Origin of the sequence: Nocardia sienata NBRC 100364, assembly GCF_001613205.1 — a bacterium.
In the GTDB taxonomy this organism is placed as follows: domain Bacteria; phylum Actinomycetota; class Actinomycetes; order Mycobacteriales; family Mycobacteriaceae; genus Nocardia; species Nocardia sienata.
Genome location: NZ_BDBX01000003.1, coordinates 231,141 through 243,055 on the forward strand (window position 1 = coordinate 231,141; position 11,915 = coordinate 243,055).

Genomic DNA, 11,915 nt, shown 5'->3' on the forward strand with positions numbered 1-11,915 from the left:
ATGCCGGTGCTACCGGTTCGGGCGCCGACAGACAACAACGACGACCTGGGAGAGATGATATGAGCGCGAACCCGTTCGACGATGAGGACGGCCGCTTCTTCGTACTGGCCAACGACGAGAACCAGCATTCCCTGTGGCCGGCATTTGCCGAGGTACCGCACGGATGGCGGATCGTCTTCGGTGACAACAGCCGGGCCGCCTGTATCGACTACGTCGATCGGTACTGGACGGATATGCGGCCCAGCGGTTTGCGCGATGCGGTCGCGGCCGATTCGGGCCGGGCCGGCCTGCGCTGAATCACCACCGGCCTGCGGGCCGTGCGCGGCATCCACCGGAACCCCCGACCGTACGGCCGGGGGTTCCGGTGGATCACGGATGTAGCCGGACGGATCGCGGTGGTCGTTCACTGCTCTCCGGAACGTGTTTGGGCCGCGGCTCCTCGGGGCCCGAAGGTGCGGCCGAGCTCGCTCGCGAGCTCGCCGGTCGGCGACCGGCACGGGCGCGGTTTCCGGACCGGGCCCGGGTCCGGCCCGCCGGAAACCGCGTCCGGTCTACAGCTTCCGGCCTACCGGGGCCGGGACCCAGCTCTGGTTCAGCAGTTAGACGGCGCCGGATCGCCTCGGAATCGGCCCTCGAGCCACACCATGACAGCCGGTAGGCCGAGGACCGCCGCGGACAGATGTTCCGGCGATACGGTGAGTTCGGCTTGCAGCGGTACACCGGCCGCGCAGTAACGCTGGTTGGTGCGGACGATGGAATCCACCGGAATCAGCGGATCGTCGGCCGAATGCCATTCGAAAACGGGTATATCGGGTACGCCGTCGAACAATTCGAGACTGTTCTCCTCGAGCACCGCACGGGCGTCCGGACTGTCGGCCAGCGACATATTGCCGGCGAATTCGGCCACGCTGCGTCCGGCCCCGGTGGCCAGTATCTCGTCGACGCATCCGTTCGCGAGTGTATTCCGGGTCAGCAGACCCCGCGTATTCATCGACTCGCTGATCGGGAAACGGTCCGGATATTCGCGCTCGAGGCCGATTCCGGCCGCCATCACCAAACCGAAGGCCGGGTGAGGGTTGGTGTTCACGGCTTCGATCATGCGCACCAGATTCATCGGTACACCGCCGATCGCCGCACCCGCGATCTCGAGTTCGGGCGCGTAGTCCGGGGCGAGCGCGGCCGCCCAAGCGGTGGCCATGCCGCCCCCGGAGTAACCGGCCATGGCGACACGGCTGTCGCGCAGGCCAAGGCCGGCCGCGCGGACCGCGCGGATACCGTCCAACGTGATCTGCCCGCCCAGCCGTGCCGCCCCGTAGGCGGACGTCGGACCGAGATGGTCGGGCAGCGCCACACTCCAGCCGCGGACCAGGACCGCGTTCAACGCGGTGGCCTCGCGGGCCTGCAGTGCTGGGTCGGGAGTGTAGAGCACCCGGGAGACAGCACAGCGGGTGCCGAGCCCGTTGATGATGTGCTGATAGGACAACAGCGGCCCGCCGGGGGCGCGCCGCTGCGGCGTGAGCACGGTGGTGGTTGCTGCGATCGGCCGGCCGTGCGAGTCGGCCGAGCGGAATTTCACCAGGGTGACCGTGGCCCCCGGAAAAATCGAAAGTGGGGGCATCACCCGGGTTTCCAGTACCTCCCCGGGCGATTTTCCGGAGATATTCTCCGGCGCGGCATAGAACGGATCGGGATCGGGTAGGGGGTAGATGGGCGCGGCCACAGCCGGGCTCGCGCCGATCACGGTTGCCACGGCGATATTGCCGAGGAGTACGGCGCCGAGGGCGCGCACCAATAGATTTCGATCGGATCTCGGAATCTGCACGCGACAAGTATTACGGACTTTCGCGCGATTTCATGAACACCGGCGTTCCAGTCTTGTTGTGTCGCGTCGTCTTCCGTATCACCGCGGTGATACGGCGCCGGTGTCTCGGCGAACGGCCGCGGGCCTCCGCGTAAGCCCGGCGGGTCCGGTTACCAGGTGACGTTGATGTGGCCGGGGCTCCACAGCCCGGAGTGTGCCTCCCGCGTGACACTCGGTGTGGCCGGGCGAGCCGATGCGTCCACGGGCGTCAGCCGCTGCAGCTGTCCCCAGTCGTGACTCCAGTCGTCCTTCAGATAGGTGGCAAGGGTCTGTGAGCGCAGCAATTGACGACTCCAGCCCAGCGGCCCTCCGCCGTCGTGACGTTGCCAGAGGTTGGTGGTGTTCGCGGCGGGACGATCGGGCAGAATGCGCCAGCCGGGAGCCGCAGCGATGCCGTCCTTGTGGTCGAACGGACGCTGACACGGGAACTGCAGGCCCACCGCCCAGTCGAGCAGCACCGGCTGGTCGGAGCCGATCAACTCGTCGAGCGTGCGCGTCTGCGGAATCCGCGGCGGGGTCAGGGCGATCCACTGCTCGGGATCGAGTGTTCTGTCCTCGGCGACGATCCGAACCACATCGGCCCGGTCCGGAATCTCGTCCAGCGGAACGCGCAGATTCCGCCACGACGGCGTCGGGCCGATATCGACGGGGATCACCTTCCCGAACGGACGGACCCCGGACGCCGGGTCCGCGACACCGTACTCGACATCGACGGGTTGTCCCGGTAGCACCTCGCCGTCCTGGGTGATCACCCGGAACCGGCCGGCCGCGGTGATGGCCATGATCCCGGCGCGGTCGGCCGGAGCGGGCAGCCGGTACCAACCGGTGGTCAGTTCGGCCGAGTCCCGCTGTCCGGCGGTACCGAGTACAGGGGTGGTGTTCGCCAGGCCGAACGGCAGTGGCGCGCCGCCGGTCTGGGTGACCGAGGTGCCGTCGGAGGTATCGCTCAGGGCATCGGCGAGGCTGTTGTCATCCGCGGGTTGATCGTCGTCGGACGTGACATCGGCGACCCCGCCGGGGACGAAGCCGTCGGCGTCCGCCGCGAACGTCGTCGCGGCGTCACCGGTCAGTGGCGGGAGCATCGAGGTATTCGGGTCGGATTCGACCAGAACATCGTTGGCCAGTCCGCACGGCTTCCCCAGTACGGCATCGACATTCGAGCGGGCCAGGGAGAACGCCGGATACTGGGTGGCCGCGGCGGTGGCGAAGGAGCCCACCTGGAAGATCACGATCACGGCCGCCGCCACCGTCAGCGGCGGTATCTTCGCCAGCCGCCAGGCCCGCGGCGAAACCCGATGCGGGATACCCGGTTCCGGGGCTCGCAGATGCCACCACCCGGCGAGTGCCAGGCACAGCACGGCGACGGTCAGGAATATCTCGCTCATCCCGACGCCGCCGATCGCCGGAGCCGTATCCCACCACGGAATACCGTGCCCGGAAGCGTAGAACCATTTGTTGACGCCGGTGAAAATCTGCGCGAGCACCACCGCCACGATGGCGGCGAACAGCGCGCGATACCGCGGCGCCCGCATCACTTTCGGGCCCACCGCCACCGCGGTGACCACCGCGATGGCGCCGGCGAGACCGGCGAATACGCCGTTGTGGTGGGTGAACTTCGTGGGCACGGTCGCCATCAGCAGCATCGCCCCGAAAGTGATCCCGAGCAGGCGTTTCGCCGGGCCGGAGGTGACGAAGGGGATACGCCCGCCCTTGCGCAGCAGCACGAAAGCGCACACCAGCAGCCCGAGCCACATCGCGACGACCCCGAAACGGCGTCCGATCGAACCGTCGGCGGTGGCGGTGAACAGCCGCTGATAGGCCTGGTAGTCATCGAACCAGGGCACCGACGGGCCGACCGCATTGTGCACCCGGGTCATCTCGAACATCGCCGACAGCGGTTGGACACCGAAGGCGAACACCAGTACCAGCGTGCCGGCCGCGGCGAGCGGGGCCAGTAGCGCACCGTAGGCGGAAAACCGGGCGGGCCGGCCGATATCCGGGCCCCGCCGCGCGGTGGCCGCCGCCAGTGCGCGGGCCCGCCGGATACCGAACCGCACCATCGAGCGCGCACCGGCCGCCAACGGCGCGAAACAGATCACCCCCGACGGCGCGGCGGTGAGACTGAACGCCGCGATCATGATCGCGATCGCGTACGGGAGCAGGCGTCTGCTCGCAATGGCGTGCTCGACGAAAACCCAGGTGAGCAGGACGGCGACGGCGATCACCGGTTCCGGTCGCAGCCCGTTGTTGTAGGGCAGCCAGATGGCGAGGAACCCCAGTGCGCCGGTCCCGACCACAATGCGGTCACGGCGCAACCCGGCCCCGAGCCGGGGGATCACCTCACGGCTCAGGGTGAGCCACGCCAGGACCCCGGCCAGCAGGGTGGGCAGGCGCACCCACGGACTGGCGATACTGATCTCGGTCAGCTGCGCGATCACGTCGTAGGGCGGCGTACCGACCGGGTTCTCCGGCACGCCGAAGAACCGGAAGTAGTTGGCCATATAGCCGGAGGCCAGCGAGGTGCGGGCCATGCCGAATTGGTAGCCGTCGTCGGAGGTGGTGGAACCGATGAAGTGCCACAGCAGCAGGGTCGCGAGGACACCCGCGTCGATACCGGTGAAGGTGCGCCAGCGCTGCGGTACCCGGCGCCGGATCCGGCGTCCGTCGGACCGGTCGAGCCGTAGCAGTGCGACCAGGGCGACCGCCGCCAGCGCCACCGCCAGCACGGTCGCGGCGCGTTTGACGAACGTCGGGGTGACCGAGAACCGGCTGTCGACCTCCACCTCGACAGCGGCGCCGCCCGGGGTGGTCAGATCGCTGAACACCCCGACCACCTGCGGCCGGAAGTCCCCGGCCAGGAAGAGCGGTTCGGTATCGGTACCGGTGAGCTCGGCGGTTGTCGCGGCGCTGTCGGATCGGACCGTGAGCGTGGCGTCGCGGAGCCGGTCGAGCGGCACACTGAACAGCGACTGACTGCGCAGTACCACCTCGAGGCGGGCGGGTTCGCCGTCCTGTGCGGGTCGCATCCGGGCGACGAATCCGTACTTCTCGAGGTCGGGCGCACCCGCGGGCATGGTCGCCGCGACGAGCCCACCGGTATCGGTCAACTGGTCCAGTGTCGTGCCGGGCACGGTGACGTCGAAGGTGACCGGTGCGTAGGACACCAGGGGCGCGGTGATACTGCGGGCCGAACCCTGCTGCGGCCAGCCGATGGTGGTCTTGTCCACCTGTACCGGCAGCAGCGGTACCGCGACCGCGAGCACCGTCGCGAACAGGCCGGCGACCAGGGCGATCCACTTGGCCCATCTACCGTGTGCCGGCCGCGGTGGTGGTGGTTGCTCGCCCGTGGGCGCCTCGTCCGCCCGCACCATGGTGTCCGTCACGGGGCGCGATCGTATCGTGACGCATTCGTAACCGGAGGAATCGGGCGCGGGATTCTCAGCCCGTGCTCAGGTGGTGAGACTTTCGCGACCGTGTGAACAGCGCGGACGGCGATTCCGGGCGTCGGTGGGTCGAGCGCAGGCGGCAGAATGCCGGGATGCTGTTGTCGCGACTGGACCGGTTCAACCGGCGTCATCCGTGGAGTCACAACGACCATTACGGCCGCTGGGTCGCCGACCGGGTGGTCGCGTCGGGAGCGCGTGAGGTTCTCGATATCGGCTGTGGTACCGGTAACCTCGCCGCCCGGCTGCGGGATCGCGGTCTCACGGTCACCGCGCTCGAACCCGACCCGGCGACAGCCGAGATCGCGGCGCGGCGGTTCGCCGCTGACCCGGCGGTGCGGGTGGTCCGGGCCGGTTTCGCCGAGCGTGAGGCGGGCCGCCGCTGGGACGCGGTCACCCTGGTGGCTGTGCTGCACCACCTTCCGCTGGTATCCACCTTGCGGGAGTTGCGGGAGAGCCTCGCCCCGGGCGGGCGGCTGGTCGTCGTCGGCTGTTTCCGCGCGGCGGGTCGCGCCGACGGATTCGCCGCCCTACCTGCCGTGGTGGCCAATCCAGTCATGGGCATGATCCGGCACCCCTCGCGCGCCACGGCGCCGCCGCCGCATATGTCGGCGCCTGTCGCCGATCCGCGGGAGACACTGGCCGAGATCCGTGCCGCCGTCGCCGCCGAACTGCCCGGTGCGCGGATCAGGCGCCGAATGTTCTGGCGCTACAGCCTGGTCTACGATGCCCCCGCCCGCGAATGAGCGGTGCGGCGGCTATTCGGGCCACGGGCCGGCTTCGATGGCGTCCACGAAATCGGTGCGGGTGAAGCCCGGCTGGAAACGGGCGAGCACATCGGCATTGATGGTGCCGAACGTGGTGTCGGGTCGATCGGCGAAACCATGGGCGAAGGCGGCCAGGATCTGCTTCTTGAAATCGGGTCGTGGATGAGCCGCGACCACCGCGCGGATCTCACCGGGGTCCAGGTCGTGGTAGCCGATACCGAGGACATCGGTGGCGACACCGGCATTCACCAGCGCGATCTCGGGCTCCATGTGTTCGGGGATACCGGGCGTGGTGTGCAGGGCGATGGCCGTCCACACCCGCTGAGCCGCCTCGGTGTCCAGGCCGTGGGCGATGAGGAAACGGCGCGCTTCGTCGGCGCCGTCGACTTCGAAGCGCTGATGGGTGGTGCGATAGGCGTCGGTCAATCCCAGATCGTGGAAGAGTGCGCCGACATACAGCAGTTCGGGGTCGGGTTCGAGGCCGCGCCGGCGGCCCCACAGCATCCCGAACAGGTATACGCGCCGGGAGTGGTGGAACAGTAGCGGCGATGCGCTGTCGCGCACCAGATCGGTGGCCTCGGCCACCATCCGACTGTCGGGTATCACAACTCCCGCGATGGACTCGGTCATCCCGATCCCTTCTGTACGCCAGTGGGTGAGAACGTCGAAAAGGCCGGTACCGGCGTGGTGCGCTCGGCGGGGCGGTGGCTCCGGTCCGGCTGCCGTGCCATGGGTGCGTATTGCGCCACCCGTCGGAAGGTGCAGGTGCAGGGTGGAACGAGCATAGATCGCGGGTGGGTCGGTCTCGAACACCATCGCCTGGCCGGTCCCCGAGGAGGCCCGCTATGTCACCGGCACCATCGTGCCTGTCGCTACGGGCCGGCCGAACAAACGGTGGCGGGCCGGCCGGTCACCGTTCGTCCGGCCGTCCCGAGGCCGGGACGGGGGTCCCGGTGTCGTCGGTGAGCCCGCGCAGTGCCGACGGCAACGGCCGCCGGTGCAGGACACCGAGCCGCTGGGTGGCCCGGGTGAGGGCCACGTACAGTTCGGCCGCGCCCCGCGGCCCGTCGGCGAGGATCCGTTCCGGCTCCACGACGAGAACGGCGTCGAACTCGAGACCTTTGGTCGCCGACGCGGCGACCGCACCGGCCACATCCGGTGGGCCGATCACAACGCTGGTGCCTTCGCGGCCGGCTTCCGCTGCGACGAACTCGGCCACGGCGTGCGGCAATTCTTCCTCGGTCACCTGCCTGGACCACGGCCGGACCCCGCACGCGCGCACCGACTCCGGTGGCTCGATACCGGGCGCGAATTCGGCCAGTACCGCGGCGGCGACGGTCATGATCTCCGCAGGAGTGCGGTAGTTCACCGTCAGCGACCGGTACACCCATCGGTCCGCCACGTACGGCCGTAATACCGAATCCCACGACCGCGCACCCGCCGCCGACCGGCGTTGCGCGAGATCGCCGACGATGGTGAAGGACCGGCCCGGGCAGCGTCGCATCAGGACCCGCCAATCCATCTCGGACAGTTCCTGGGCCTCGTCGACCACCACGTGCCGATAGGTCCAGTTCCGGTCGGCGGCAGCGCGTTCGACGAGTTCGCGGGTATCGCGTTCGAGGAAGCGATCCGCCAGGTCCTCGGCGTAGAGCAGGTCCTGCGCGAACAGATGGTCCTCGTCGTCCATCATGTCGGTGCGGTCGATCATGATGTCCAGCACGCCCGCGGCGTACTCGGCCTCGGCCCGGCGCGCACGCTCGGCGGCACGCTCGTCCGGCTCGCCCCCACCCAGCAGGTCGGCCAGTTCGTCGAGTAGTGGTATGTCCGAGACGGTCCAGGCCGCGCCGTCGACGCGGAACAGGGCCGGATCGGCGCCGGCCGCGCGCAACCGTTCACAGGACGAGTACAGCGACGACAGCACCTCGTGCGGGGTCAGGACCGGCCAGAGCAGGTCCAGAGCCTCGGTGAAGGCGGAGCTGTCCGCGAGTTCGGCGATCAGATCCTTGCGCAGGTCTTCCCATGCCGCTTTGTCGGCGCGGGTCAGCCATCCCCGGCCGATCCGGCCGATCGCCCGTTCGGTGAGCACGTAGGTGACGATCTCGCGGAAGACCGCCCGGGCCTCGTTGTGCGGCAGTTCGCTCGCCCGCGCCTCCTCCCGTGCCCATTCGGCGGTTCCGGCATCGATGCGCACCGTCACACCCGCCAGTTCGATCGGCAGCGGTTGTTCCGGGAGCCGCTGCCGGTCGGCGATCGCCGCGATGAGCACGTCCAGGATCCGCAGTGACCCCTTGGCCCGCGCCGCCTGCGGGGCGTCCTCGGCCGTGACCCGCAGGCCGGGTACGAGGTCACCGGTGGTCGTGAAGACCACATCGGATTCGCCGAGCGAGGGCAGCACCCGGCCGATGTGGTTCAGGAAGGCCGGGTTGGGCCCGACGACCAGGACACCGTGGCGCGCGATCCGATCCCGCTGCGTATAGAGGAGATACGCGACACGGTGCAGCGCGACCACGGTCTTGCCGGTACCCGGACCGCCTTCGATGACCAGCACACCGGGGTGGTCGAGCCGGATGATCTCGTCTTGTTCCGCCTGGATCGTGGCGACGATATCGCGCATCCCCTCGCCTCGCGGCGCGGCGATCGCCGCCAGCAGGGCGGCATCGCCACGTTCGTCGCCTCCGGGACGGCCCAATACCTCGTCGGTGAACTCGACCAGCCGGCGCCGGCGGCAATGGAACTGGCGGCGTCGCCGCATGTTCTCCGGGCTGGCGGCGGTCGCGATGTAGAACGCGCGTGCGGCCGGTGCCCGCCAGTCCAACAGCAGGGGTTCGTACTCGTTCGTTTCGTCGTACAGGCCGATCCGCCCGATATAGGAAACCTCGCCCGCTACCGAATCCAATCGGCCGAAACACAGCGTGTTGTCCGCCACGTCCAATCGCTTCACTTCTTTGGCCAGCGCCCGGACCTCGGCATCACGTTCCAGCAGCGTGGTGCCGTTCCCGCGCAACGCCGCGTGGTACCTCTCCTTCGCCCGGGCGCGTTCGGCATCGAGCCGCGCGTAGAGCCCGTCCACGTAGAGCCGTTCGGACTTCAGCTCGTCTGCGTACCCGTGTTCCGGCACAAGCCCTCATTTCGTTCGGCGATCGCCGCGTTCTCGCGGCGGCGGCTGCCCGTCCCGGCTTCCGACCGGACGATTCTGCGGCATCACCGGGGCCTTGCCGCAAGGCCCCGGGTGCGCTATAGATTGAGGGTGGAAGGGACTGAAAAGGTCTCTTCTCTATCGGCTTGGTCTGCCGCACTCGTTCCGTTGGTCCGCCCACCCGAACGCGATTCCTCGATCCGCCCTGGATGTCGCCCGTGCCCGACCGGAGACAACAGTGGGTTCCGCGGCACGGCCCCGAGGAGCGGGCCGCCCGGTGAGTGTCGAGCCTGCGGCACCGGGGGAGTACCGCACGCCGGCGCATTCCTCGCCGAGCCGGGGCGCCGCCCCCCGCCACGTCGTCCGAGTGCGCTGCCCGCCTCTACTGCCCGGCGGCCTGCGGCGGCACCAGGCGCAGCGTCCGACCGGAGGCGGGAGCGCGGGTCACGAGCCAGACCACCACGCTCTGCTCCTGTCCGCTTTCCAGGGTTTCGAACGGTACGTCGGCCGCACCCAGCTGTGGGTGGTCGAAGCGCAGGATCGGCGTCACCGGCCGGCCCTGGCCCTGCGGACGCCAGCGCGCCGCGAACTCGGGAATCCTGTGCAGGGTGTCAACGGTGTCCCGCAGACCGGCATCGCCGGGCCAGCGCAGACTCGCGCGACGCAGGGTCTCGGCGAAGGTATCGGCGGCCTCGGTCCAGTTGCGCAGCGTTTTCCGTGCCATCGGATGCCCGTAGACGTAGTGGGCGAGATTCACCGTGTCCCGGTCGTCCAGGAGACCCAGTGGTGTGACGAAATCCTCCCAGGCGGCGTTCCAGCTCAGCACGTTCAGGCGTCTGCCCAGCACGAACGCCGCGGTGGGCGCCAGGGCACGCAGCACCGCCTCGATCGTCTCGGGGACCCGGTCCTGCTCGTCGGTGGGTTCCGGACAGCGCGACTCGTTGCTGCTGGTCAACGCGAGCCAGCCGAAGGTGCCGCGCTCCCGTTCGTCGAGCAGCAGGGCGGTGGCCAGTGCTTCCACGACCGCTATCGAGGGATTGGTGTCCCGGCCCTGTTCGAGCCGGGCCAGGTAGTCGGCACTGACGCCGGCCCGGACGGCCACCTCCTCGCGCCGCAGACCCGGGGTGCGTCGGCGACCGCCCGCGGGTAGTCCGATATCGCTGGGTCGCAGTTCGGCGCGGCGTCTGACCAGGAACTCCGCGAATGCGCTTCGGGTCATAGGACCATCGTGCCCTGTTCCGGTCCGCGCAGCCGCGCCTTGTCAGGTCCAGGATAACGGGGGTCTGGTAACCGGACCCGGGTCCGGCGATGGTCGATGGCATGACCACACCATCGGAAACCACCAGTACCACCCCCGCTCTGCGTCCCGGGGCCTGGACGCTAGACACCGCGCACTCCTCGGTCGCGTTCACCGTGCGGCATCTCGGTATCGCCAAGGTGCGTGGGGGTTTCACCCGTTTCGAGACGGAGTTCGTCGTGGACGAATCCGGCGCCGCGACCCTGAGCGCGACGGTCCACCTCGATTCGTTCGATACCGGCAACCCCGACCGGGACGCCCATGTACGCGCCGCGGATTTCCTCGATGTCGCCAACCGCCCGACTCTGACCTTCCGGGCCGTCGAACCGGTCCGCATCGCCGAATCGTTCACCGTGGTGGGCGAGGCCACTCTGGGCCGGGTCACCCGGCCGGTCACCCTGGACGTCGAGTGGGGCGGGGTCGGCGACTTCGGTCCCAGCGGCGAAAGGCACGCCGGGTTCTCTGCGACCGGCACCATCAAACGTACGGAGTTCGGTGTCGGTGGACCCCTGCCCGGGATGTTGAGCGATGCGGTGAAGATCGAACTGGAGATCCAGCTCATCGAGCCGAAGTAGGTCGGAGCCAGACCACCGCCGCGGTACCGAGCCGCTGCCGGCGGGCCGGACGTAGCGGGCGTCCGGCTCGCCACGGCTCCCATGCGCTGCCTGTGCTCGCTTTTCCATCCCCTGCGGCCGACACCGACCTCATCGCCGAGCTCGAGCGACATGCGAACGATGCGGCCGAGGGCCGGCCTCAGCCGAGCACGGTGCGCTCCCGGCGCAGCACGGCCCGGGCCAGCTCGGCGGGCGTCCCCGCGGTGGTGTCGACCACCGTGTCATAGGGGTGGCCGTGCTCGTGGACGATGGGCAGGTGGCCCCGCGCCAACCCGGCCGGGTGGCCGCGCGCCAGTTCCCGTCGGTCGGCGACAGCCGGCGGGCAGGTGACGCGGACCAGTTGGACCTCCAGGCCGGACAGGGCGTCCAGCCACATCGGTAACAGATCCGGGGTCAGCAACATCTCGTCGACGACCAGGTGATCGCCGCCGTGGGCGAACGCGGCGGCCGCGGTACACGCCGAGCGCAACATCCGGCGCCCGACGCCGCCGTAGCGGATGACCACCGACGACCGGCCCCGCGCGTCGTGGCCGGTGCGGTCGTACCAGAAGCCGTCGCGGCTGCGTGGACCGTCCCGCCCACCACCCCAGTTCGGCGGAACCAACCCGAACAAGGTGTCGATTCCCCAGTAGACGAAGGGAATATCGCTCTCGTCCTGGATGGCCCGGGCCAGCGTCGTCTTACCGGAGCTCGAAGTTCCGTTGAGGAAGATGACCCGGGAGGGGAGTTCGTGACTGCGCACCGGAGCACGGTAACCCTGCGGCCCCGGAGTTTCCGGGAGATGCCCGGCCCGTGAC

The 11,915-nt window shown here is 69.3% G+C and carries 9 protein-coding genes; 3 read left to right on the plus strand and 6 right to left on the minus strand.

The genetic code is table 11. The features are described 5' to 3' along the window. The first annotated feature begins 59 nt into the window (after window positions 1-59). The gene (locus NS4_RS02135) at window positions 60-296 is read left to right on the plus strand and encodes an MbtH family protein (protein ID WP_063057737.1); all 237 of its coding nucleotides are present in this window, start codon (window positions 60-62) and stop codon (window positions 294-296) included. A gap of 296 nt (window positions 297-592) precedes the next feature. Here the strand turns inward: NS4_RS02135 and NS4_RS02140 are convergent, their stop codons facing one another. Continuing rightward, a complete protein-coding gene (locus NS4_RS02140) occupies window positions 593-1,816 on the minus strand; it encodes a lipase family protein (protein ID WP_084486599.1) in 1,224 nt (407 codons plus the stop codon). 155 nt (window positions 1,817-1,971) lie between these two features. Next, window positions 1,972-5,232 (minus strand): arabinosyltransferase domain-containing protein, encoded by a 3,261-nt coding sequence (locus NS4_RS02145; protein WP_063057918.1) that lies wholly within the window; start codon window positions 5,230-5,232, stop codon window positions 1,972-1,974. 167 nt (window positions 5,233-5,399) lie between these two features. Here NS4_RS02145 and NS4_RS02150 point away from each other — a divergent pair, with 167 nt between their 5' ends. After that, on the plus strand, window positions 5,400-6,050 hold the full coding sequence (locus NS4_RS02150) for a class I SAM-dependent methyltransferase (RefSeq protein ID WP_063057739.1): 651 nt from the start codon (window positions 5,400-5,402) through the stop codon (window positions 6,048-6,050). A gap of 12 nt (window positions 6,051-6,062) precedes the next feature. On the opposite strand, the gene NS4_RS02155 is transcribed toward NS4_RS02150, so the two are convergent. The 3 genes from NS4_RS02155 to NS4_RS02165 all read right to left on the minus strand — a co-directional run bounded on the left by NS4_RS02155 (window position 6,063) and on the right by NS4_RS02165 (window position 10,426). Beyond that, entirely contained in the window at window positions 6,063-6,701 is a 639-nt protein-coding gene (locus tag NS4_RS02155) for an HD domain-containing protein (RefSeq protein WP_063057740.1), read from the minus strand. A 280-nt stretch (window positions 6,702-6,981) separates the two neighbouring features. After that, on the minus strand, window positions 6,982-9,189 hold the full coding sequence (gene helR / locus NS4_RS02160; protein WP_174552054.1) for an RNA polymerase recycling motor ATPase HelR: 2,208 nt from the start codon (window positions 9,187-9,189) through the stop codon (window positions 6,982-6,984). A 400-nt stretch (window positions 9,190-9,589) separates the two neighbouring features. Next, the gene (locus NS4_RS02165; RefSeq protein WP_063057741.1) at window positions 9,590-10,426 is read right to left on the minus strand and encodes a helix-turn-helix transcriptional regulator; all 837 of its coding nucleotides are present in this window, start codon (window positions 10,424-10,426) and stop codon (window positions 9,590-9,592) included. A gap of 101 nt (window positions 10,427-10,527) precedes the next feature. Between NS4_RS02165 and NS4_RS02170 the strand changes: the two genes are divergently transcribed. Then, the gene (locus NS4_RS02170; protein ID WP_063057920.1) at window positions 10,528-11,079 is read left to right on the plus strand and encodes a YceI family protein; all 552 of its coding nucleotides are present in this window, start codon (window positions 10,528-10,530) and stop codon (window positions 11,077-11,079) included. A 178-nt stretch (window positions 11,080-11,257) separates the two neighbouring features. Here NS4_RS02170 and NS4_RS02175 read toward each other — a convergent pair whose 3' ends face one another. Further along, window positions 11,258-11,860: a chloramphenicol phosphotransferase CPT family protein gene (locus NS4_RS02175; RefSeq protein WP_063057742.1), complete on the minus strand. Its 603-nt coding sequence runs from the start codon at window positions 11,858-11,860 to the stop codon at window positions 11,258-11,260. Between the last annotated feature and the right edge of the window lie 55 nt (window positions 11,861-11,915).